The 23224-nt window shown below is 72.2% G+C and carries 19 protein-coding genes; 6 read left to right on the top strand and 13 right to left on the bottom strand.

What is annotated here, in order from left to right:
• Position 1: 1 nt before the first annotated feature.
• The 7 genes from purF to truD all read right to left on the bottom strand — a co-directional run bounded on the left by purF (position 2) and on the right by truD (position 6668).
• The gene (purF, locus tag WME97_RS23745) at positions 2-1441 is read right to left on the bottom strand and encodes an amidophosphoribosyltransferase (RefSeq protein ID WP_437555023.1); all 1440 of its coding nucleotides are present in this window, start codon (positions 1439-1441) and stop codon (positions 2-4) included.
• Between the two features lie 257 nt (positions 1442-1698).
• Positions 1699-2379, bottom strand: a complete 681-nt coding sequence (locus tag WME97_RS23740; protein WP_437555022.1) for a hypothetical protein — start codon at positions 2377-2379, stop codon at positions 1699-1701.
• A gap of 116 nt (positions 2380-2495) precedes the next feature.
• A complete protein-coding gene (locus WME97_RS23735; protein ID WP_012236950.1) occupies positions 2496-2969 on the bottom strand; it encodes a cyclic nucleotide-binding domain-containing protein in 474 nt (157 codons plus the stop codon).
• Positions 2970-3037: 68 nt separating this feature from the next.
• Positions 3038-4057: an energy transducer TonB gene (locus WME97_RS23730; protein ID WP_437555021.1), complete on the bottom strand. Its 1020-nt coding sequence runs from the start codon at positions 4055-4057 to the stop codon at positions 3038-3040.
• Positions 4058-4076: 19 nt separating this feature from the next.
• The gene (locus tag WME97_RS23725) at positions 4077-4580 is read right to left on the bottom strand and encodes an ExbD/TolR family protein (protein ID WP_437555020.1); all 504 of its coding nucleotides are present in this window, start codon (positions 4578-4580) and stop codon (positions 4077-4079) included.
• On the bottom strand, positions 4580-5347 hold the full coding sequence (locus WME97_RS23720; RefSeq protein ID WP_012236947.1) for a MotA/TolQ/ExbB proton channel family protein: 768 nt from the start codon (positions 5345-5347) through the stop codon (positions 4580-4582). Before WME97_RS23720 ends, WME97_RS23725 begins: the two co-directional genes overlap by 1 nt.
• Before the next feature lie 58 nt (positions 5348-5405).
• A complete protein-coding gene (gene truD, locus WME97_RS23715) occupies positions 5406-6668 on the bottom strand; it encodes a tRNA pseudouridine(13) synthase TruD (RefSeq protein WP_437555019.1) in 1263 nt (420 codons plus the stop codon).
• Positions 6669-6816: 148 nt separating this feature from the next.
• Here truD and WME97_RS23710 point away from each other — a divergent pair, with 148 nt between their 5' ends.
• Positions 6817-7608, top strand: coding sequence for a formylglycine-generating enzyme family protein (locus tag WME97_RS23710; RefSeq protein WP_437555018.1), 792 nt, complete (start codon positions 6817-6819; stop codon positions 7606-7608).
• Positions 7609-7639: 31 nt separating this feature from the next.
• Here the strand turns inward: WME97_RS23710 and WME97_RS23705 are convergent, their stop codons facing one another.
• Together WME97_RS23705 and WME97_RS23700 are read right to left on the bottom strand one after the other, a co-directional pair.
• Entirely contained in the window at positions 7640-7966 is a 327-nt protein-coding gene (locus WME97_RS23705) for a hypothetical protein (protein WP_437555017.1), read from the bottom strand.
• 49 nt (positions 7967-8015) lie between these two features.
• Complete coding sequence (locus WME97_RS23700) at positions 8016-9575, bottom strand: HAD-IG family 5'-nucleotidase (protein ID WP_437555016.1); 1560 nt, start codon at positions 9573-9575, stop codon at positions 8016-8018.
• A gap of 380 nt (positions 9576-9955) precedes the next feature.
• Here WME97_RS23700 and WME97_RS23695 point away from each other — a divergent pair, with 380 nt between their 5' ends.
• Positions 9956-10954 carry a ferritin-like domain-containing protein gene (locus tag WME97_RS23695; RefSeq protein WP_437555015.1) on the top strand — a complete coding sequence of 333 codons (999 nt, stop codon included), beginning with the start codon at positions 9956-9958 and terminating at the stop codon, positions 10952-10954.
• A gap of 193 nt (positions 10955-11147) precedes the next feature.
• Positions 11148-13004 (top strand): ATP-binding response regulator, encoded by a 1857-nt coding sequence (locus tag WME97_RS23690; RefSeq protein WP_437555014.1) that lies wholly within the window; start codon positions 11148-11150, stop codon positions 13002-13004.
• Positions 13005-13022: 18 nt separating this feature from the next.
• Here the strand turns inward: WME97_RS23690 and WME97_RS23685 are convergent, their stop codons facing one another.
• A complete protein-coding gene (locus tag WME97_RS23685) occupies positions 13023-13841 on the bottom strand; it encodes an SDR family NAD(P)-dependent oxidoreductase (RefSeq protein ID WP_437555013.1) in 819 nt (272 codons plus the stop codon).
• Here WME97_RS23685 and WME97_RS23680 point away from each other — a divergent pair.
• On the top strand, positions 13840-13998 hold the full coding sequence (locus tag WME97_RS23680; RefSeq protein ID WP_437555012.1) for a hypothetical protein: 159 nt from the start codon (positions 13840-13842) through the stop codon (positions 13996-13998). The genes WME97_RS23685 and WME97_RS23680 overlap by 2 nt on opposite strands.
• Positions 13999-14183: 185 nt before the next feature.
• On the opposite strand, the gene WME97_RS23675 is transcribed toward WME97_RS23680, so the two are convergent.
• Entirely contained in the window at positions 14184-14498 is a 315-nt protein-coding gene (locus WME97_RS23675) for an Mpo1-like protein (protein ID WP_437555011.1), read from the bottom strand.
• 105 nt (positions 14499-14603) lie between these two features.
• On the opposite strand from WME97_RS23675, the gene WME97_RS23670 reads away from it, so the two are divergent.
• Positions 14604-16616 (top strand): sigma 54-interacting transcriptional regulator, encoded by a 2013-nt coding sequence (locus WME97_RS23670; RefSeq protein ID WP_437555010.1) that lies wholly within the window; start codon positions 14604-14606, stop codon positions 16614-16616.
• Between the two features lie 75 nt (positions 16617-16691).
• Here WME97_RS23670 and WME97_RS23665 read toward each other — a convergent pair whose 3' ends face one another.
• Positions 16692-18233, bottom strand: coding sequence for a Glu/Leu/Phe/Val family dehydrogenase (locus WME97_RS23665; RefSeq protein ID WP_437555009.1), 1542 nt, complete (start codon positions 18231-18233; stop codon positions 16692-16694).
• 212 nt (positions 18234-18445) lie between these two features.
• Positions 18446-19414: a hypothetical protein gene (locus WME97_RS23660; RefSeq protein ID WP_437555008.1), complete on the bottom strand. Its 969-nt coding sequence runs from the start codon at positions 19412-19414 to the stop codon at positions 18446-18448.
• Between the two features lie 1100 nt (positions 19415-20514).
• Here WME97_RS23660 and WME97_RS23655 point away from each other — a divergent pair.
• Positions 20515-22917 carry a right-handed parallel beta-helix repeat-containing protein gene (locus WME97_RS23655; protein WP_437555007.1) on the top strand — a complete coding sequence of 801 codons (2403 nt, stop codon included), beginning with the start codon at positions 20515-20517 and terminating at the stop codon, positions 22915-22917.
• The last annotated feature ends 307 nt before the right edge of the window (positions 22918-23224 follow it).

Raw genomic sequence — 23224 nt, 5'->3', positions numbered from 1 at the left:
GTCAACCGCTCACCATCCGTAGCTGCCGGTTCGGCGCGGCCGGCGTGAAGGCGATCGGGTAGGTCCCGGAGAAGCACGCGTGGCAGTAGCTCTCCGCCGACGGCCGCGCGCCCGAGGCGTCCCCGGCGCGCGCCTCGAGGGACCGCACGCTCTCGACCAGGCCCTCCAGCGAGAGGTACCCGACGCTGTCGGCCGTCAGGTAGCTGGAGATCTCGTCCACCGAGTGGCTCGAGGCGATGAGCTCCGACCGCGTGGGCGTGTCGATCCCGTAGTAGCAGGGCCATCGCGTGGGCGGGCTCGAGATGCGGACGTGCACCTCGCGCGCGCCGGCGTCGCGGATCATCTTGACGATCTTCCGGCTCGTCGTCCCGCGGACGATCGAGTCGTCGATGACGACGACCCGCTTGCCCTCGATCACCGCCCGGTTCGGGTTGAGCTTGAGCCGGACGCCGAAGTGCCGGATCGACTGCTGCGGCTCGATGAACGTGCGGCCGACGTAGTGGCTGCGGATGAGCCCCATCTCGAAGGGGGCGCGCGCGCGGTCGGCGAAGCCGATCGCCGCCGGCACGCCCGAGTCGGGCACGGGGATCACGACGAGATCGTCGCCGGGCTCGACGGGCTGCTCGGCGGCGAGGCGCCGGCCGAACGCCTTGCGGACCTCGTAGACGCTCACGCCCTGGATGGTCGAGTCGGGCCGGGCGAAGTAGACGTGCTCGAAGATGCAGAGCTTGCGCTGCTCCTGCGCGAAGGGGAACTCGGAGCGCACGCCGTCGGCGCTGATGATCAGCATCTCGCCCGGCGCGATGTCGCGCACCTTGCGCGCGCCGATGAGGTCGAACGCCGTCGACTCGCTCGCGACCACGTGGGTGACGCCGCTGCCGCTCGCCATCTCGCCCAGGCAGAGCGGCCGGATCGCGCGCGGATCGCGCACGGCGATGAGCTCGCGCTCGGTCAGGAAGAGCAGGGAGTACGCGCCCTCCACCTGCGTGAGCGCCTCCGCGATGCGGTCGCGCAGCTCTTCCTTCCTGCTCATCGCGATGAGGTGGACGATCGACTCGGTGTCGCTCGCGGTCTGGTAGATCGAGCCGCGCGCCTCGAGGCGATCGCGCAGTGCCTCATGGTTCGTGAGGTTGCCGTTGTGCGCGACCGCCAGCGAGCCGCGCGCGTAGTCGACCCCGAGCGGCTGCGCGTTCTTCAGGTGCGAGCCGCCCGCGGTGGAGTAGCGGACGTGGCCGATGGCGCGATCGCCGGGCAGCGTCGCGAGATCGGTCGGAGAGAAGCCGGACTGCACCCGCCCCATGGCGCGGTGACCGAAGAGGCGCTCCCCGTCGCTGCTGACGATCCCCGCGGATTCCTGCCCTCGATGCTGGAGCGCGTGCAATCCGAGGTAGGCCATGTTGGCCGCCTCGGGGTGGCCAAAGATTCCGAACACACCGCACATGCCGCCTATCTAGTACGAAAACGGTGCATGACCCACCGTCATGGCGATCTGTCGTCGATGATGAGGCGGCCGAGCGCCGGCGCAGGCTGGAAGTGGACGCTGGTGCGAGATCGGAGCGAAGGCAGGCCTCGAGGCCGCTTCTGCTGAAAGGTAAGGCCTCTAACGAACGTCCGACGGGGACGGCGAGGAGGCTTCGCCGGATTCCGTCGTGCCCCGCTGCTGGACGAGCGCCTCGCGCGTCGTCCAGGGGGCTCCCGTCATTTCGGGATGTTCCAGAGTTTCTCGATGATCTTGGTCTCCATGGCGTCGCCGTGACATGTGCCGCACTCCATGTCCTCCTTGTTCGCCCGGGCGACCTTGTTTTGGTACTCCTCCTCCATGAACGCCTGCAGGGCCTTCTTGTCCTTGCGGTTCAGGACGTGCTCGTTCCCGGCGTGGCAGCTGTCGCAGAAGAGGGTTCCGCCGCTCTCGCTGCGGAGCGGAACCACGAAGTTGCGCCACATCTCGCGGGCGATCTTCATGTCCCGCGTCTCTTTCTTGAAGTCGCCCTCGACGTGGCAGCCCTCGCAGGTGTCGTAGCCGAGCGCCTTCTGGAGCAGCGGCATCACCTTCTTCTTCTGCCCCGCCGGGAGCTTCTCGAGCTCCGGGATCTTCTTGAGGTTGATCCCGATCTTCTTCAGATCCGCCTCGAACTTGGTCGCCTGGAGCGGCGTCGACTTGGCGGGAGCCTCGTGCTCCTCCTCGTGCGCCTCCGCGGCCTTCTCGGGCTTCGCCGGCTTCGCCCCCTCGGCGTCGGCGGTCGCCTTGCCCTCGTCCGGGCTCGACTCGCCGTCGAAGTCGTTCTTGTCGGCCGCCGTCTCGGGCGGCGGCGTGCTGGAGCCGCAGGCTCCTGCGAAGGCGCCCATCCAGAGCGCGAGGGCGAGCGCTGCGTGCTTCATTCTGGCTGCCATAGTCCTCCAAGGAACGTTGAGTTCGAGCCGAACGCCGCCCCCCGTGCGGCAGGCAGCGCCGCGCTGGCGCGCGCCCACGGTCACCGGGCGATCTGGCCGGCACTCTACTCGAATTTGCCTGAGACGGAGAGGAACGTGAGCTTGTTGTTCGTCTCGCGGAGCCGCTGGACGAGCATCCGGACGACGTTCCAGAGGACCTCGTACGCGAGCTCCTTGTGCAGGAAGAGCAGGTCCTCGAACGCGTCCTTCGACACGGTGAGCAACCGGCAGCGCTCGTGGACGCGCGCGTCGGCGGAGCGGGGGGCCTCGTCGAGCAGCGCCATCTCGCCGAACACGGCGCCCGGGCCGAGCACCGCGAGCGCCTCCTCGCCGATCCCGGCGATCTCTCGGCTGATCCGCACCTTGCCTTCGAGCAGGATGTAGAGCTTGTCGCCCGGATCCCCGTGCTGAAAGATCTTGGTGCCGAGGGCGTGCGTCTCTTCGCTCGCGACGCGCGAGATGAGCTCCAGCGCGGCCGGGGTGAGGCCCTTGAAGAGAGGGACCTTCGAGAGCTGCTCGATCCGTTCGGGGACGATCACAAGCCGCCGACGAGGATAACCGAGGCGAAGGGCGCGGAGCGAATTTAAAGGGAGCTCGCGGCGAGGAGCTAGCGCGTGAACGTCACCGTGATGGGCGGCGTCGTGGCGGCGATCGAAGCGCCCGAGCGATCTTTGCCGGGGTTGTAGCGACGGCCGAGCGCGCACATGCGCGCGGAGCGACCGAAGCCGTGTCCAGGATCACTGACGACCTTGACCGAGAGCGGGCTGCCGTCGGGGCGCACCGTGACCATGAGGACGACCTTCGCCTGGTCGATCTGGTCGACGTCGGCCTCCGGAGGGAAAGGACAGTTCCAGTTGCTGCTGCCGATCAGCCCGGGCGGCGCGGAGCGGTCCGGCCCTGCGGGGGGCGGGGGCGGGACGGGGTCGCCCGTGCCCTTGCCGCCGACGACGCCTCCGACCTTCGCGTTCGGGTTGAACGTGGGGGTCTTCGCCGTGCCCGCGCCGGCCACCTGGCCGTAGCCGACGCCCTGCCCCTCGCCGCTCGCGATCCCCTGATCGGTCATGTCGAGGACCTCGTCCGGATCCGGCTCTTTCGTCAGGACCTTCGAGGCCTCGGCGGCGGCCGGGGGTGGATCGTACGGGTCGTCCTTGGGCGGCGGGGTGTTCGCCTGCGGAGGCGGCGCGACCTTGGGGACGGGCTCGGGCTCAGGCGCCGGCGGCGGCGGCTCGGGCTCCGGGGGCTTGGGCGCCTCGACCTTCGGCGGCGGGATGTCGACCTCGTAGATCGCCCAGAGGTAGTCGTGGATGCCTGTGCGCATCTCCTCGACCACGTGCCGCATGTCGCGCAGCGACCCCGAGACGATGGCCCGGGCCGAGGCCGCGCCGTGGCTCGTGACCGCCAGCGTGACCCCGAGAACGGCGCCCACGCGCGACGCGCGGTCGCCGAGGGCGAGCACCGCGGCGAGCGGATCCGCGCCGCGCCGGCGATCGCCGGCGCGGGCAGGCGCCGGCGAGGCGAGGGGGGCCGAGGGCTCGAGGGCGCCCCCGGGCTCGGCGCCGCTGCGCTTGCCTCGGCGGCGCCCGTCGTGGACCGCCCCCGCGGCGCGATCGCTCGTGACCTGGCTCATAAGGTCTCGCTCGGCGCGCTCACGGCGCGGGGCTCGGGGTTGCGGGCGCGGGGGCTGCCGGGGGAGGCGCGGCGGGGGAACCCGGCGCCGCGCCCGGGACCGCGCCGGCCTCGGGCGCGATCGGCGTCACGCCGAACGCGATCTTGGAGACGCCGGCCTGCTTCAGCAGATCGAGCGCGCGGATCACCCGGCCGTGCGGGACCGTCGTGTCGGCGCGGATCACGGCGCGGAGCTCCGGGTTCTTCGCCTGGGCCTCGCGCGCGATCGGCAGGATGGCGTCCTCGCCCGCGAGCTTCTTGCCGTCGGCGAGCGTGTCGCCGTTCGCGTGCAGCTCGAGCCCGAAGATGAGCTGCACCTCCTGCCCCTGCGCGGCCTTCGGCAGGTCGAGGGGGAGCGACTGCGAGACGATGATCTTCGCCGTCACCATGAAGATGATGAGGAGGACGAGGGTGATGTCGACGAGCGGCGTGACGTTGATGCCGCTGATCATCTCGTCATCGTCGTTGCGGCTCGTGGCGGCCATCAGCGCTCCTCCTCGCCCGCGCCGCCCTTCTTGTGCTCGTCCTGCCGCGACGCCCTCGCGGCCTTGCCGCGCGGCTGCTCGACGGCGGCGGCGGGCGCGGCCCCGGCGAACGCCGGATCGATCTTGAGGTGCGCGAGCAGGACGCGCGTCAGCGCCTCGGTGTTGGCGAGCGTCGACTTGATCATGCGCTGGAAGAAGTTGTTCGCGGCGACCGCCGGGATGGCGACCGCGAGGCCGACCGCGGTCGCGACGAGCGCCTCGGCGATGCTCGACATGACCGCCTGCGGCGCCATGGCCTGCGACGTGGCCTGCGCCACCGGCGTCTTCGCCGCCTGGCCGAGCGCGTCGAAGGCGCCGACGACGCCGATGACGGTGCCGAACAGCCCGATGAACGGCGCGTTGTTGCCGAGCGTGCCCAGGTAGGCGAGGCGCCGCTCGAGCTTCATGCGCTGGAGCGCCGCGGCGCCGGCCATGGCCTCCTCGGCCGCCTCGGGCCCCTGGTGCGCCACCGCGAGGCCGGCCGCGACGACCGCCGCCTCGGCCGAGGGCGAGGCGTCCATCCGCCGCCGCGCCGCCTCGATCGAGTCGTCGAGGGACGTCTTGAGGTCCCGCGCGAGGACGGTGAGATCGTCGCGGAGCGACCAGAAGAACCAGGCGCGCTCCAGGATGATGGCGACCGAGACGACGCTGAGGGCGATCATCAACCACATGACCCAGGCGGCCCCGAATCCGACCATGATGCGCTGCAGCCACTCGACGAGGTTCATCTTGTTCCTTGGTGCCTTTCCGATGGGGGTGGGGGGGGAGCCGCGCTTCGAAGAGCCTCTACGGGTCGACGGCGGGCTGCCCTTCCTCGACTTCGTCCCCCTCCGGAGGAGGGGCGCTGCCCGCCCCCGGCCTGCCGATGGAGGGCCGGGGGGCGGAGGCGTCGACGAGCTGGAAGACTCGCCCAAGGACGGTCGTCGCGTAGCCGCCCTTCGGTAGCACAAACGAGACGACGATTCCGTGCCGTACATCCGGATCGTCCGCGGCTCCTGGCGTGGCGGCGCTCACCGCCGCCTCCCCGGCGGCCGCCTCCAAGGTGGATACCTCGAGGCCGTCCACCTCCAGGCGCAGCGGGCGCCGCGTGCCTTCTCCGGCGTGGGCGAACGCGTCGAGCCTGCGAGGGTCGCCGATCGCCGCGGTGAGCACCTCGCGCTCCAGCGCGCCCGGGGCGCCCTCGGGCCAGCGCATCTTCCGGCCGAACATCGGGCCCGTCGCCGAGATCGCGAGCGCGGCGGCGCGCGCCTCGGCGTCCGCGAGCTCCGGGCCCTCGAGCGGCACGAGGAACAGCCCGCCGCTGTCGCGCTTCTTGGCGAGATCGCCGGGGAGCACGGCGCTCCAGGTGCCGTCCGCCTCGCGGCGCGCGAGCACCTCGTTGAACCAGAGCGACTGGAGCGCCGAGAAGAGCAGCCGCTGCTCGCGCTTGTCGCGGGGCCCGCGCTCCCGGCCGGCGATCCACGCGAGCGCGCGCTCGGGGTTGTCGCCGTTCCTTCCGAACCGCTGGGGCCCGAACGCGTTCGGCACGCCGGCGCGGCCGATCTCGGCGAGGCGGCGCTCGGCGAGCGGGAGCGCCGCGGGAGCGATGCCCCGGAGCGCGATCCGGAACCGGTTGCCGAGGAGGTGCCCCGGCTTGAGCTTGTTGTCGTGCCGGGCGACCGTGAGGACCTCGATCCCGGGCAGCTCGGCCTTCTCGAGCAGGGGCGCCGGATCCTGCGCGAGGGGGAGCTGGAACGATGCGGTCTGCGTGGTGATCGCGTGCCGGTCCTTCATGCCGGCGAAGCCGGCGCCGCCCGGGTCGGCCCCGAGCGCGAGCGCGATGGTCCGGACCGCGTCGAGCGTGGTGCGCCCCGTCTTGCGGAAGGTCACGAACACGTGCTCACCGCGGCCGCTCGGCGCGTAGGCGGGGAGCTCCTCGACGATGAAGTCGGCGGGGGAGCTCCGGAGCAGGGCCGCGGGAAGATCGCCGGGCGAGCCCGCGGGCGCGGGGAGGTCGCCGCGCGAGCCCGCGGCCGTGGCGCCGGCGGCGGGCGGGACGGTGGCTGTCATGGGAGCGCCAGCGTGACCGAAATCGCCCGCTCGTCCAGCGCCAGCAGCGCGCGCGTCCGGGCCCGTCTCCGCCAGCTGCGGCGATTTGCCCGCCGCGCCGGGGATCGGCTATGGCCAGGAGCTCGCCCCGGGCATGGGCCTCTCCGAGATGCGACCCCCTTTCCCGTCTCACCCCCTCGCGCGCCGGCCCGCCCTGTCCCTCGCGCGCTCGCCGGTCTTCGCCGCGGGCGTCGCGGCGCTCGGCCTCGCGGCCCTCGGGCTACCGAGCCCCCGGACGGCCGCCGCCGCGCGCGCCGCGTGCCCCGCGGGGATGGCCTCGGTGCGTGGGACGTTCTGCATCGATCGCTTCGAGGCGAGCACCGTCGAGCTGCTCTCCGGCGGAGGGAAGCGCCGGCACTCGCCGTTCGAGCCGGTCGGCAAGCTGAAGGTGAAGGCGGTGAGCCGGCGCGGCGTGAAGCCGCAGGCGTACATCAGCCGGGATCAGGCCGAGGCGGCCTGCCAGAGCGCCGGCAAGCGGCTCTGCACGGACGACGAGTGGGTCACCGCGTGCAGGGGCAAGCGCGCCACGGTGTTCCCTTACGGGCGCGAGCGGGAGCGCGGCGCCTGCAACGACAGCGGCGTCTCGTCGTTCAACCGCTACTTCGGCCAGGGGGGCGAGGCCCCGCAATCGGCGTTCACGTGGGCCAACATGAACGACGCCCGCCTGAACCAGCTCCCGGGCACGCTGGCGTCCTCGGGCGCGTTCCGCCGCTGCAAGAGCAGCTTCGGCGTCCACGACATGGTGGGCAACCTGCACGAGTGGACGAGCGCGCCGCGCGGCACCTTCCGCGGCGGCTACTACCTCGACAGCGCCAAGCACGGCGACGGCTGCGAGTACAAGACCACCGCGCACTCGCGCGGGTACCACGACTACTCGACCGGCTTCCGCTGCTGCAAGTGACGCGGCGCAGGCCGCGCGCCGCGCCCCGAGGCTACTTGGGGATGGGGGGGCGTCCGCCGCCGGCGCTGCCGGACATGGGCCCCTGCACCGTCGTGCACTCCTCGTCGCCGGTGTCGACCGTGGTGACGTCGTAACAGCAGAGCTCGCCGTCGAAATCCCCCTCGCTGTCGATGGACTCGATGGAGCTCACGCAGCCTGGGTTCTCGAAGAACACGCGCGCCTCGCCGCTCGACGGGCACGCCCCTTCGAGCTCGGTCCAGTGAAAGCAGGCCCGCTTGCCGCAGCCGGCGGAGCCGGCGACGAAGAGGGCGGGGGCGACGAGCGCGACGAACAGCGGGCGGGGGCGGGCGATGCTCATGGCGATCTCCTCATGCGGCGCCCGCGCACCGGCGCGGAGGCCTCGGCGATCAGAGCTCGTGCGGCATCAGGTCGCGCGGGCTCCGGTAGTACTGCAGCGGCGAGTAGGCGAGCAGGTTCGAGACGCGCGACGTGTAGATGCAGGCGTACTCCTCGACCTGATCGCCGAAGCTGGACGTCTCGTTCGCCTCCTTGAGCAGCGAGCCCCAGTAGGGGTGGAAGCGGCGGGCGATCTCGCGCTCCAGCTTGCCGACCTCCGCGTCGACGGCCCGGAGCTGGCCGCGGATGCGCTCGACCGCGCGCTTGGTGCGGCCCCGCTCCGCCTCGTAGAACGACGTCGCGTAGTCGATCTGGACGTGCTCGCCGTTCGCCTCCGCGAGCAGCGTCGCTCCGCCCCCGTTGGTCGCGCCGTTCTTCTTCTGCTGCTCCTCTTCGATCTTGCGGGTGAGGTCCTTGTAGCGCTGCTGGTAGAAGCGCAGCTGGTCCTCGAGCTCCTCGCGGCGCCCCTCGAGCAGGGCGCTCTCCATGTGCTCGCGGCGGCACGACTCGTGGGCGGCGACCTCCGCCTCCATCTCCTGGATGATCATCGCCGTGCGCCACGCGCTCTCCTTCTTGGAGCGGAGGATGTCGCCGTAGATGTGATCGCCGACATAGAGGACCCGGTCGCCGGAGATGTTCAGGAACTTCTCGAAGTCGTTGAGGTTGCCGCCCTCGTAGATGGCGCCGCGCTCGAGCGGGGCCGTGGCGGGGCGGGGCTCGGCGCCGTCGCGGATGAGGAGCGGGCGGCGCTCCTGGAAGAACGCCGGCTTCTGCGCGGCGACGACGATGACGTCGAAGTAGTGCCGGAAGCTCGGGTACTCCGGCATCGCGTCCCCGAGCAGGTACGTCATCATCTTCTCGGTGAACGGCCAGCGCGAGTTCGTGAGCAAGAAGAGCTTCTTGCCCGCCGAGCGGAACTTGTGGAGCGTCTGCGCCAGGTTCGGGTCGCGCTCGACGAAGCGCGGCAGGTCGGACAGGACGACGTCGAGGATGGTGCCGTCCCGGTGCGCCTCGTCGATGCACTCGCGGATGTCGGTGAACAGCCGCGCGTAGTCGAGCGCGACGCCGCGCTCCTCGAGGGCGTCGACGATGCCGGCGTAGAGCGTGGCCTCGCTCAGCGCGTAGAGCGTGTCGATCCAGTGGTAGCGGGCGGTGTTCGGCCGGATCTTGCGGTGCTGGTAGAGCGACCGGAGCTCGTCCTTCGTGAGCTCCCGGAGGCCGTGGTACCCGCGCTGGACCACCTTGAACCGGTCCATCTTGAGCACGTGGCCGAAGCGCTTGTCGATCAGCAAGCCGCGGATCGGGAAGTGGATCGGATAGCGGAGGCGCCGCAGGAGCTCCTCGGGGTAGCCTCGCGCGGCGAGCTTCGTGACGGTCCCCTGGATCGAGAGGTTGTCCATCTCGGTCTGGTTGTAGATCGCCAGGGTGTAGTCCATGTCGAAGCCGACCCAGTCGATCCCCGCCAGCTTGAGGTTGCGGTTGACGAAGACGCGCCGGGTCCGTGGGATGCGCGTGGGCTCGGTCTGGGGATAGAGCCCTCCGAGGGGGAGCTCGAGCTGCTCGAAGAACACAGTGGGTCGACTATGGTATCCCACCCGGAGGGGCGTACAAAGCGCGCCACGGCGACGAACGCGCGCCTCGGCCTGCGCGGGGGTCTCGCGCGGCGCTGCGTAGCGTCGCGTACGGTCGCACGGCGTGCGTGTGACCCCCGAGCGCCATGCCCCTGCCCCCCGGGTCGTCCGCCCGGCGCCGCCCGGCGCCATCCATCGGCCCGTCGATCGACCGCGCAGGGATCCGTCGCGCCCGAGCAGCCTTCCGCCCGCGGCGCGCGCCCGGGCGCGGCGCGCTCCCGGCTGCGCCGCGCCGAACAACTGCGCTATGGTGCCGCCCGTCCCGTCGTGCGCGATCGAGGAGACGGCTCCTCATCCGTCATCGACGGGGTCCTTGCCCGATGCTTCTTGCAGCGTCCCAGCCGATCTCCCGCAAGCCCCCCGTCCAGCGCGCCACCTCGTGGTGGCTCAGCATGCTGCGCCGCCGCGCGGAGCGGATGTACGAGGAAGAGCTCGACCTCTCCCGGCCGATCCCGTGGGAGAGCGAGGGAGAGCGCCAGGCAGCGATCGCCTTCTTCAACGCCGCGTTCCGCGCCGAGGAGTCCGGCCTCATGCAGGCGCATGCGCTGGCCGACGAGGTGAGCGTCTGGGACCCCGAGCTCGGCGAGTGCCTGCGGCTCTACGGCGACGAGGAGGGGTGGCACCGCGAGCTGCTCACGAAGTTCCTCGCGTACATCGGCGGCGAGGTCCGGCCCATGGGCCGCGTCACCGGCACCTTTTATCGCCTGTACGGCCGCGCGAAGCGGGTGGAGACGATCGTGCTCACGAACCTCATGTTCGAGACCATCGGCTCGACGACCTACCGCCTCGCGCTGCGGGAAGCCCGGTACCCGGCGGTGCGCCAGATGCTGACGATCCTGACGCGCGACGAGTCGTTCCACGTCCCGCTCAACGTCCACTTCCTGCGCGAGGCCCTGAAGCGCAGCCCGGCCTCGATGCGGATCAGGCTCCGCGCCATCTATACGACCCTCTTCGCGGCGCTGCTCGGGTCGGCGGCCGCGAGCCGCCGGCGCGCGCTCGCCTTCGACAGGATCCCTTTCCAGGTGCTCGCCAGCGCCTACGCCGAGCACCTCGGGCGGCTCTTCGTCCACGAGAGCGATCTCGACTTCGCCCCGCCGGAGCTGCTCCTGCGCCTGTTCGGGCACAGCCGGCGCGCGCTCGCGTCGTCCGAGGACCCGTCGGCCGTCAGCGTGCTCTCGGCAGAAGCGGCGGTCGATCGCGAGCGCGTCGTCGTGACGGCGCTCGGGGACGCGCGTCGCCCCCATGGGCCTCGCGAACCGTGGGAGACGCCGCCGAGCGCCCTTGCCGCGGCGCGGGGCGCGGGAGCTGACGGACGCTGATATCGCGTAAAAGGCATGTAGAAGCCGCCTAAAAGGCGTGTAAAGCACGCGCAAAATGGCGCGCGCACGGCGCGGCGCGGTCGTCGCGGCGCGCACGGCGAGCTTCTCTCCGGGGCATTGTAAGCAGTACACTTGAAGCTCCGGCGTCGTGGGGCCCGCGTGGGGCGGGCGACCGAGGCGTGGCGGGGCGTCGATGGCAGGCAAAGAGCAGCGCCGGAGCGGTCCAGAGAGCAGCCCCGGCACGAGGAGCAGCGAGTCCGCGGAGCGCGCGCTCGCGCCGCAGGAGCCGGCCGCGCGGCCATGGGCGCTCGCCCATGAGGAGGGGGAGGCGAGCGCGGTCGCGCAGATGCGGCACGAGATCCGGACGTTGCTCGGCGGGATCGTCGGGTTCAGCAGCCTCTTGCTCGACAGCGAGCTCGACCCCGAGCAGCGCGCCTGGGCGCGGCGCATCCGGAGCAGCGGCGACGCGGTGCTCTCGATGGTCGACGATCTCATCTCGCTCGGCCAGCCGGACGGCCGCGGGCTGCCCGTCGATCACGCCGACTTCGATCTGCGCCGGGCGATCGAGGACGCCGCGGAGCTGCTCGGCGATCGCGCTCATGACGAGGGGACCGAGCTCGTGCTCGACGTCGAGCCGGACGTGCCGGCGGCGGTGCGCGGCGACGCCGCGCGGCTGCGGCAGATCCTGATGAACGTCGTGGCGACCGCGATCGGCGCGGCGCCCCGAGGCGAGGTGCTGGTGCGCGCCGCGCTGGACGCGGCCCGCAACGACGAGGCGAAAGGCAGGCTCGACGGTGCGCCCGAGCGAGCGCGCGCGCGGGTGCGCTTCGATGTGCGCCTGGCGGGCGCAGGGCGGGCGGACGGCGCGGCGGCGCCGGGGGCAGCGGGCGCGCCGGGCGGGGGAGCGCGGCTCGCGTCCGGGCGAGACCTCGGCGTGGCGTCCGGCATGGCCGTCGCGAAGCGCCTGGTCGTCGCGATGGGCGGCGAGCTCTGCGAGCCCGCGGACATCGACGCGCGCCGGCATGGGATCTCGTTCGCGCTGCCGTTCGAGCGGCGCGCGCGCGGCGCGGAGCGCGCGCTCATCCCGCGCATCGACCTGCCCGGGAAGCGGGTGCTCGTTGTCGACGACAGCGGCTCGGTGCGTCAGGTGGTGCGAAAGCTGAGCGAGGAGCTCGGGCTCGCGTGCCGCACCTCGGGCAGCGGCGCCGCCGCCCTGGCCGCGCTGCGCGAGGCGGCGGACGCCGGCGCCGCCTACGACATGGTGCTGATCGACCTCGAGCTGGCCGATCTCGACGGCCTGATGCTGCTCCAGCGCATCAAGGCGGACCCGGCGATCGCGCCCGTTCGCGTCGGCCTCATGACCTACGCCGGCCGGGAGGCGCCCAGCCGCGCCGAGGTCGACTCCGTGCTCATCAAGCCGATCCGGCGCGCGCAGCTGCACTCGAGCCTGCGGCTGCTCGCAGGGCTGCCGCCGGAGCACATGTCCGCCGGGGCGCGCGCGCACCCGCCGAAGTCGGCGCGAGCGACGGCCTCATCGAAGCCGCCGAGGCAGGACGAGGCGGACCGCGGGCGGCGGCCTCCCGGCGCGGCGTCGCGGTCCGGCGCGTACGAGGCCGCCAACCCCGACGGCGCGCCGCCGAGCGTGGAGCTCGCTCCGCCGACCCTGGTCACGCCCTCGCCCCCGTCGACGTCGAGGCGCGGCCAGCCCGCCTCCTCGCGGCCTCGGGGCGGGCTGCGCGCCGTCGAGCCCGACGTCGTCACCGAGGTGATCGAGCTCTTCCTCACGGAGGCCCCGACCCGGGTGGCCTCGATGCGCGAGGCCGCGGCGCAGGGCGCGCTCGGCGAGCTCGAGCGGCTCGCCTGGGCGCTCTACGAGAGCGCCGACGCGCTCGCGGCCTCCAGCTTGAAGGAGCTCTGCGCCCGGCTCGATCGCGAGGCGCGCGCGGGGACGCTCGAGAGCGCGACGGAGGCGGTGCGAGCCATCGGCAGGGAGGTCGAGCGCGTGCAGTCGTCGCTCGCCGCGGAGCTCAAGAAGCGGGGGTTCCGGTGAGCCGGGGGGCCCTTCCGTTCAGGTGAAGCCGACGAGCCTCGAGCTCATCTCCCAGAGCCGCGAGGCCGCCTCTGCGTCGGTCGCCATTCCCTTGAGAGGCCTCGCCCTGGTCCGCTCGAAGAAGGCGGGGCTCCCGGCGGGCGCCGTCTCGGCAAGGATCGCGAGGAGGTTCGCGGCCGCCTGCGCCGGTGTCGCGCCCACGACGTCGATCAGCGCCTTGAGGACGCGCGAGGTCCCCTCGAACAGCCCTGAGCGCACGAGGCCAGGGTAGTAGCAGAGCACCTGGGCTCCTGTGCCCGAGAGCCTCTCCGCGAGGCGGCGCGCCGCGAGCACGAGCGCGAGCTTCGACCGCGCGGAGGCGGAGAGGAACGAATACGAGCGCTTCGACATGAGATCATCGAAGTCGAGCCGGATGCTGTCCACCGGCGCGACCATGTTGACCACGCGCGCGTCGCGCGCGGCCTTGAGCCGGTCGAGCAGCAGGTTCGACAGCAGGAAATGCGACAGGTAGTTCACCTGGAACGTCATCTCGAGGCCGTCGGCCGACTCCGCGCGTTCGCGCAGGAACACGCCCGCGTTGTTCACGAGCAGGTGAACGACCCCGCACCGGTCGGCCACCTGGCGGGCCGCCGCGCGCACGGACGCGAGCCGGCCGAGGTCACACTCGACGAGGTTGACCTCGCCGAGCACCTTCAGCGCGGCGAGCTTCCTCGCGCCGTCGGAGCCGGTCCGGCGACAGAGCACGGTCACCCGGGCGCCCTGCCGCGCCAGCGCGGATGCCGTCGCGAGCCCGATCCCCGAGGTGCCCCCCGTGATCACGGCGACTTTCCCCCTCATGCTCCCCGCACTCCCCATCCCCCGTCTCCTCGTCCTCGTCCATCTCATCGCCTGCGGCGGGCCGGTCCCGAAGCTCCGGGAGCTCGTCGGGACAGAGGCACGGCGGACGGACGTCGATGCGCCGGCGGGCGCGGTGCCTGCCGAGGACCCGGAATAGGAAGAGTCATCGCCCCCGCCCGCGACACAGGTACGACCGTGCGTGCATCACGTCAAGAAAGCTTTGCGCAATGCAGCACAGTGGCAAAGAAAACCATGTTCCAGGTTTTCTGATGCACGAAGCCGATCTGTCCGCGTCACAGCCGTGCCCGTGGACGGCGCCCGGGAAGCGCCTGGCGAGGAGCGTCAGGGGGCGGGCGTCTCCTCGAAGACGCGCAGGCCGTACTTCTCGAGACACCAGAGCACGCCGATGATCAGGCTCCGCTTGTCGTCCACGAACGACGGCTTCTTCCCCTCGAAGCAGTGGCCCGCGAACTGGAAGCCCCAGCCGGTCGCGAACATCGCGGCCGCGAGCGGGAGGCCGATGAGCGTCGCGCCCACGGGGAAGCTCGCGACGATGAGCGGTATGCCGACCTGGTGACACGCCTGGTTGCGTGGATCCTGGTGGTCTTCCTTGTACCGGCGGAGCACCTGTGTCCATTCGGCGTTGAGACGCAGCATCCGACCTCCTTACCATGCGGACGCCCCGCGCGCGCTTTCGTCGAAGACCGGGGGCGCCGCCGCTTCCCGGTTGCCGTTGGGAGGAATGAGGCGTAGTTGGGCAGTGTGAGCGGTTACAGGACCGGCCCCATGGCGACGACCGCGCCGCTGTCCATCAAGACAGGGGAGCTCCTCCAGGGTGCGGGCTCGGAGAAGCGGCGTGTGCTCCTGCTCGTCTATCATCATGACGGCGTCGAGATGGCCCCGATGAGCCCCGGCGTCGGCGTCGTCGTCGGCAGGGAGGCCCCGGCCGACGTGGTGATCCGGGACAGGAGCATCTCGCGGCGGCACGCGCGCTTCACGCTCGTGGGCGGCGAGGTCGTGGTGGAGGACCTCGGCTCGCGCAACGGGACCCGCATTTCAGGGCAGCGGGTCGAGAGCGGCGTGGTCAAGGCCGGGGACGAGGTGCTGCTCGGCGGCATCGTCGCGTCGGTCCATGTGCTCTCCGGGGGCGAGATGCCCCCGTTCGGCCTGGAGGGCTCCGACGCGCTCCGCTTCGCGCTCCAGGCCGAGATCGTGCGGTCCAGGTTCTTCGGCCGCAAGTTCGCGCTCGTCGTGGTCCGCTCGCTCGGCGCGCAGGCGAGCCACCTCCGCCACTGGGGGCTCCGCGTGCGCGAGGCGCTGAGGCCCGTCGATCGCGTCGCCTTCTACAGCGCCGACACCCTCGAGATCCTGCTCCCCGAGGTCACCCCCGAGCTCGCCGAGGAGCTCGCGAAGGCGATCGTCGCGCGCCGCGAGGGCGAGCCCTTGCTGGTCGCGGGGGTCGCCGTGTCCCCCGACGCCGCGACGTCCATCGACAAGCTCATCGAGGTCAGCCACGAGGCGTCGCGGAGCGCCACCCCCGCCGAGCCCGTGCGCCTCGCGTCCCCGGAGGGCGCGCTGGTCTACGTCACGCCGAAGGTCGACAGCACCCGGCCGCCCGACGAGGCGGGCCCGCCGGGCGCGCCGCCAGAGAGCCAGTGGGAGGCCGACGGCCATCTCCTCGCGACCAAGAGCCCGCTCATGCGATCGCTCGTCGAGGTGGCGCTGCGGGCCGCGCGCTCGTCCATCCCCGTGCTCCTGCGCGGCGAGACCGGGACGGGCAAAGAGGTGCTCGCGAGGTTCATCCACGACGGCAGCCCGCGCCGCGGCGAGCCGCTCATCTGCGTGAATTGCGGGGCGATCCCGGCGCTGCTGGTCGAGAGCACCCTCTTCGGCCACGAGCGCGGCGCCTTCACCGGGGCGAGCCAGCAGCACAAGGGCGTGTTCGAGGCGGCCGCCGGCGGCACGGTCCTGCTCGACGAGATCGGCGAGCTGCCCGCGGCAGCGCAGGCCGCGCTCCTGCGCGTGCTCGAGACCAAGCGGGTGACGCGCGTCGGTGCGACCAAGGAGCTGGAGGTCGACGTCCGCGTGATCGCGGCGACGCACCGCGACCTCGACGCCATGTGCGACGCGGGCACGTTCCGGCTCGATCTGCTCTACCGGCTGAACGCGATGACGCTGAACATCCCGCCGCTCCGCGCGCGCCGCGACGACATCGCGACGCTCGCGGCGGGCTTCCTGGCGCAGGCGAACTCGGCGAACCTCAGCAGGGTCCAGTCGCTCGCGCCCGAGGCGCTGGCCCTCCTGAAGTGCTACTCGTGGCCCGGCAACGTGCGTGAGCTCCGGAACGCGATCGAGCGGGCCGTGGTGATCGCGGAGGGCGACGCGATCATGGCGCGCGATCTCCCGGAGCGCATCCGCCTGGCGGTGACCTCTCCCAGCTCGCCGCCCACGCCCTCTCGCGCCGTCGACGTCTCGCGCTCGTCCGAGCCCGGCGTCGCGCCGGCCCTCTCCCTGCGCGCGTCCGAGCCGCTGCCCTCGCGCCCGTCCGAGCCGCTCCCCCCGCGCGCGTCCGATCCGGGGCAGGGGGCGGCCCCCGCGGTCGGCCTCAAGACGCGCCTGGAGCAGATCGAGGCCGAGCTCCTGCTCGAGGCGCTGCGCGCGTCCGACTGGAACCAGACGGAGGCGGCGCGTCGCCTCGAGCTGCCGCTGCGAACGCTCCAGCACAAGATCAAGGTCTACGGCATCAAGAAGCTCGGGTACGGCGTCGCTCGCTAGGTCCGCCGCCGCCCGGCCGGAACCCGGCCAGAGGGACGGCCGGACTCCGGCGCCGCGCTCGTCGTTTTGCCGAGATCACTGAGAGAACCCTTCCAGCATGTAGTGCGCCTCGATCCGCTTGAGCGCGAGCACCATCGCGGCGAGCCGCATCGGCAGGCGCTTGCCCACGGCGAGCCCGGTCGAGTCGTGATCTTCCGAGCGGCGCGGTCGGTCCTCCGCGATGTCGCAGATCAGGCGGTAGTTGCTCTTGATGGCGCGCTCCAGCCGCGCGTTCACCTCGCCCTCGGTCCAGTGCTCCATGCGCTTGTTCTGGATCCACTCGTAATAGGAGACGGTCACGCCGCCCGCGTTGCCGATGATGTCGGGGATGACGCTGATGCCGCGCTCCGCGAGCACCTTGTCGCCCTCGGTCGTGGTCGGGCGGTTGGCGCCCTCGGCCACGAGCTTCGCCTTCAGCCGCTCGGCCACCTCGCCGGTGATGGCGTCGCCGAGCGCGGCCGGGATGCAGATGTCCGCGTCCACGCTCCAGAAATCGTCCCGCGCGATCGCCTGGGCGCCGCTGTAGCCGGCGACCGACCGCCGGAGGTTCTGCGGGTTCTCGTTGACGTGCGCCATCAGCGCGCGCACGTCCACGCCGTTCGGGTCGTAGATCGCGCCGTCGGCGTCCTGCACGGCCACGCACCGCGCGCCCATCCGGCACAGGATCTCGGCGGCGGCGGAGCCGACGTTGCCGAAGCCCTGCACGATGAAGCGCGCCCCCGCGAGGGCGGCGCCGCGCTGCGCGTACCACTCCTCGATGCAGTACGCGAGCCCCTGCCCGGTCGCCTTGACGCGCCCCTCGGAGCCGCCGATGCGCACGTCCTTGCCCGTGACGACGCCGCGGTGGTTCACCCGCTCGCGCTCGCCGTCGCTGTACTGGCGCAGGAGCCACGCCATCACCTCGGCGTTCGTGCCCACGTCCGGCGCGGGGATGTCCACGTTGGGCCCGATGAGCTGCTTCAGCCGGTACATGTACCGGAGCGAGATCGCCTCGAGCTCCTCCTTGCTGTGCTCGCGCGGGTCCATGCGAATACCCCCCTTGCCGCCGCCGAACGGGACATCGGCGATGGCCGTCTTCCAGGTCATCTCGGCGGCGAGCGCGTTGAACAGGTCGAGCGACACGGCCTTGTGGAAGCGCAGCCCGCCCTTGTAAGGCCCTCGCGCCTGGTTGTGCTGGACCCGATAGGCCTTGAAGCGCACGAACGCGCCGGGCTGGATGCGGTAAAGGCCCTGATCGGCGAGGCGGATCGTCCCGTCCTGCACGTGGATCGAGCCGCTCCGGAGCGCCTCGGGGCGGAGGATGAGCTTGCCGTTGAAGAGCGGGGTGATCGCGGCCCGGTTCGGGATCACCGACGCAGGGAGCCGCTCGTAGGCCGCGGCCGCCTCTCCGCGGAAGGGGACGAGGCGGTCCTGGAGCTGCGTGGTGATGTAGAAGATGTGCTCGTAGTCGGGCTGCTCGAGCTCCAGCCGGATGCGGGGAGCCAGGCCGATGAGGTCCGCGGCGGTGTGAAACACCACCATGGATTCGCCGAAGATGTTGGTCTCCGGCTCGCGCTCTAGGAGGGGGGCGTCTTCCATCGCCGTATGCTGCCTCGACCGCGCGGCGGGGGTCCAACGTTTCGCGGGCCCCGCGCTCGACGAGGGCGGCCGCTTTCCAGAGGCCGGTCGACGGACGGGCCGCCCGCCTCGCGGAGAGCTCGGGTGACTCTCCCTGCAGGTTCGGGCGGACCCTCGTACCGATTCACCACGGCGCGCGGCGGCAGCGTGGCCGTCGCGCCCGGGGAACGACGTCAGGGAAAGAGCGATCCAGGGAGACCGCCGCCGCAGCACCCCGCGCCGCCGAAGCCGCCGAGCGGCACGCCGAACCCGCCGGGGAAGCCGAAGCCGCCGTACGGATAGCCGCCCATGCCGAGCGGCCACCCGAAGCCGCCCATGCCCGGCAAGCCGCCGAGGCCGGGGATCCCGCCCATCTGCCCGACCGGGCCGCCGGGCATCTGCCCGACCTGGCCGACGGGGCCGCCGGGGCCCTGGAGCGGGCCGCCGCCCTTGATGGGGCCCTGTCCGATGTCGCCGGGGCCCTGGAGCGGGCCACCGGGGCCCTGGAGCGGGCCACCGGGGCCGCCGATGCCGCCCTTGATGGGACCCTGTCCGACGCCGCCGGGGCCCTGGAGCGGGCCGCCGCCCTTGATGGGGCCCTGTCCGATGTCGCCGGGGCCCTGGAGCGGGCCACCGGGGCCGCCGAGGCCGCCCTTGATGGGGCCCTGTCCGACGCCGCCGGGGCCCTGGAGCGGGCCACCGGGGCCGCCGAGGCCGCCCTTGATGGGGCCCTGTCCGATGTCGCCGGGGCCCTGGAGCGGGCCACCGGGGCCGCCGAGGCCGCCCTTGAAGGGGCCCTGTCCGATGTCGCCGGGGCCCTGGAGCGGGCCACCGGGGCCGCCGAGGCCGCCCTTGATGGGGCCCTGTCCGACGCCGCCGGGGCCCTGGAGCGGGCCACCGGGGCCGCCGAGGCCGCCCTTGATGGGGCCCTGGCCGATATCGGTCTTGCCCGGCGCCCCGGGCGCGCCGATCAGGCCGCCGCCCCGCGTCTCCTCGTCCGTCGCTTCCTCGTCCTCCAACGCCTGCTCACTCGACGCCACGTCGACGTCAGCCTGGTCCAACTCGGCCTCTTGCGGAGCCGCCGCGTCGACTGCGCACCCGGTCATCAACACAGAAAAGAGCATCGCCGCGTGCGCCATCTTCATATCGATTGAGCGAACCATCCGTCCTCCTTCCATGCCCTGCTACGGCCCTCGGGCCCGCGCCGGCATGTTGAACGGCGTGGAGAGCAGGCTGCGTGCCTGACTCCTCGTGTGCAGAGCCTGCCGCGTCGGCGACGGCGAAAGTGCATTGTCTGAATCCGCGCCGGGTGAGCGTTCTGCCCCGTTTCATCGCGCCGGGGAGCCGCCGCGCCGGCGCGCGCCGGCGCCGCCTCGCAGCGCCGATGTGGGAGCCTTTCGAGCGCTGGAGAAAGGCAAATGTCGACGTCCATCGCAGGGCGCCCCCCGCGCGTCGCGCGCGGCGGGACGGCATGAGACGGGGGAGGACGACCCGACTTGCGGCTTTATCGCGCTCGGCAAGCCGCATTTCCGAAGACCTGGTGGATCCCTGCAATCAGGGGCTGCAGCGACTCGACATCTGCGCTCGTCGGCGGCGATGTTCTCATCGCTTGCGGCCATCTGGTCACGCCGTGCGCAGCCCACTAGGGCCGACAAGGGCCCTGTGCGGCGCTCCTCCTGCGGCAACCTCGCCGTCGTCGCGTGAGTGTGCCGCGCTCTGCGCCGCGCCGCGCGTCACCCCGTCGTCCGGAACGACGGCGCGGCCGCCGGCTTCAGCCGCGGACGGCGGGCCCGCGATGCAGCGGGAGCGGCCGCCTGCGCGGGGCGTCCCCGCGCCGCGTTCGCCCGGTTCAACGTGGTTGACAGAAGACGTCTGACCCACACGCTCGGCCGCGCGCGAGCCTCGGTGTCAGCGAGGTTCGCGCGCCCACGCCCGGGAGACCCGGCGCGGCGCAGCCGTCCGTGGCGCTGCAGCGAAGGGAAAGTCGGCGCGATCACGGCTCCTTTGCCTGGCAGGAGCGCATCTCCCGTTGTAGGATTCATTACGCTAAAGGAGCTCGCGCAGCGCCGCACAGGCGCACAGGCGCACAGGCGGCGTCCTCGTCACCCTGGCGCGGGCTCCTCGACGATCTCGGGCGCTCGGAGCGCCTGTTCATGGAGGCTACGCGCGGTCTCCGCGCTGCTGCGGGAGCTCTGGAGAGCTGTTCGCCCGAGGAGCGGGAGCCCGCGGCGCGCGAGGCAGCGCTTTCCAAGGAGGGGATTGCATGCGCTTCTGCGCGACGCGCGCGGGTTCATCTTGCCTGGCCGCCTGCATCGCGGCCCTCTTGCCGCTCGTCGCGGCGTGCAGCGACGCCTCGGGGAGCTCCGGCGCCCCGCTCGTATGCGAGGGCGTCGCGCCGCGCGCGCCGAGCTGCGCGCCTGGGCACGTCCTCGGCCCCGCGGACGCGTGCATGCCGGTGGGCATCCAGGGGTGCGCCGAGCTCTTCGTGGAGGACGACGGGCTCTGCCATCCATCGATGGAGAAGTGCCCTGCGGGGACGATCCCGAAGTTCGATGAGGGCTGTATTCCCGCTGGCATCCCCCGCTGCGCTCCGGAGCTCGCGGGCGACGACGGGCTCTGCAGGCCGGCCATGGCGAGGTGCCCGACAGGCACGTTCGCGACGCCGGAAGCGGGGTGTGTGCCGGTCGACGGCCCCGTCGGCTGCGGGCGCGGGCCGTGGGGGAGCGTCCCGCGCGTGTCCGGGAACGTCTATGTGGATCCGAGCTACTCCGGCGCGGACGGCGACGGATCCGAGGCGAGGCCGGTCACGACGATCGAGGCGGCGCTGGGGCTCGTCGACGACGGCGGGACGATCGCGCTCGCGGCGGGGACCTACGACGAGCCGGTCGTCATCACGAAGCCGCTCGAGATCGCCGGCCCGTGCGCCTCGCGCGTGCGGATCCGCGGGGTCAGCTCGGCCGTGCGTCCTCCCGCGATCGTGGCCGTGCTCGACGCAGGGGAGGTGACGCTCCGGGGGATCGAGATCGGCGGAGACGGCGCCGGCGTCGTGGCGAACGGCGCGAGCGCCGTGACGCTCGAGCGCGTTCACATCAAGGACGCCATGCATGCCGGCGTCCTGTCGGGCGATGGCGCCCGCCTCTCGGTCGCGCAGAGCTGGATCGAGGGGACGCGCGACGGCAGCGCAGGAACCGGCATCGGCGCCTTTGCGGATGCCGGCGGCGCGCTCCTCGTGAAGGAGAGCGCCGTGACGGGCAACCGCGCGGCGGGCGTGGCGGCGCTCCAGGCGGGCGCCACGGCGTCTGTGGTGGGCAGCCTCGTCGAGGGAACCGTGTCTTCTGGGCGCTACCCGGCGGACGGCCAGGGGATCGTCGTGCAGGACGGCGCCGAGGCGTCGATCGAGAGCACGGCTGTCGTTGGAAACCAGCTGTCCGGGATCCTCGTGGCGGCCAGCGCGTCCGCGACCCTGTCCGGCGTGCTCGTCGAGGGGACGGGCCCCGGGACCTCCGACCCGCCTTACGGCGTCGGCGTGTATGCGGCGAGGCAAGCGCGCGTCGCCATCGACTCGAGCGTGGTCCTCGGCAACACGGAGATCGGCGTCGCCGTCATCGGCGAGGGCAGCGCGGCGACGATGACGCGGAGCCTGGTGCAGGGCACGGTGGCGGCCCCGACCGGGTCGTTGCTCGGCGGATTCGGGGTCGCCGTCGCCCGCGGCGCGGCGATGCGCCTCCACGACAGCGCGGTCGTCCGGAACCGCGGCACCGGGGTTCACGTCGGCGACTCTTCCGCCGAGCTGATCGCCGGCGGCAACCTCATCGAAGGCACCATCGCCGAAGGCGGCTGGGGGGACGGCGCCGGGCTGACCGTGGCGGAGGGCCGGGTGACGCTCGTGTCGAACGCCATTCGCAACAACGAGGGCACCGGCCTGCTCGTGGGATATGACGGGTCCGAGGCGACCGTGACAGGCAACCTCGTCGAGGGGCACGTCGCGCCGGACCGCCGCGCGCCGGTGGGGCAGGGGATCGTCATCCACAGAGGCGCCACCGCCGTGCTCGCGGGCAATGTCGTGAGCGGCAACCGCTCCGTCGGCGTCTTCGCCGGCACCGAGGTCCTCGGCAGCAAGGTCGAGATCATCGGGAACCTGATCGACGGCACCTCGGGCGGCGAATCAGACGACGATGACGACGATGACGACGACGACGGCGACGACGACAGCACGGGCATCGGCGTCGCTGCGGCGGGGTACGAGATCCGGCTCGCTTCGTCCATCGTTCGCGGGAGCCGCACGGCCGGCGTTGTGCTGTTCGGCTCGGAGGCGGAGATCTCGCAGACGGTCGTCGACGGGGTGACGGGTGATCCCCGCGCCGCACAGGGCAGGCGGCGCGACGAGCTCGTCGCCGACGGCGTCCTCGCGCTCGCCGGCTCCACCGTCGCGCTCGATGACGTGCGGGTGGAAGGCTGTGCGCGCGCCGGCATCCTGTACGACCGGAGCACGGGTCGCCTCTCCCGCGTTCGTGCCCTGGACAACCGCTTCGGGCTGGTCGTGCAGGGCTCGCCCGAGCCTCAGCTGAAGCTGGGTAAGGAGAGCGCGTTCCTCGACAGCTGCACCGCCGACGAGCTCTTCGGCAGCGAGCTCCGCGTGCCAGCGTCCGCTCCCCCGCTTCCATGAAACGCGCTCGCGGCCGCTCGTCTGGACCGCGCCCGCGCCTGTGCGCGAAACATTGATGACATCGAAGGGAGCCTTTCCTGATACGTGGTACTCACGGCCACGGCGGAGAGGACCAGCCCATCAGGCGTCGAATAGCGGCCCGCACACCAACGCTGAGCGCACCCGGCGCTCCGCCCGCGTCCGCCCCTGATGCGGCCTTCCTTACTCTGCCCGCCCAGGGGGGGTGTCCGCGCTCGCCCTGGGATCGCACCCCCCTGTCCACCGGCGCGAAGTTGGAAATTTCTGGTCTTGTAATCGCCCGCGGACG

It is taken from the genome of Sorangium sp. So ce367, from assembly GCF_051520455.1.
GTDB classification, from domain to species: domain Bacteria; phylum Myxococcota_A; class Polyangia; order Polyangiales; family Polyangiaceae; genus Sorangium; species Sorangium cellulosum_B.
Note: the sequence above shows the minus strand (reverse complement) of the source record. Positions and strands in the feature narration are given on the sequence as shown.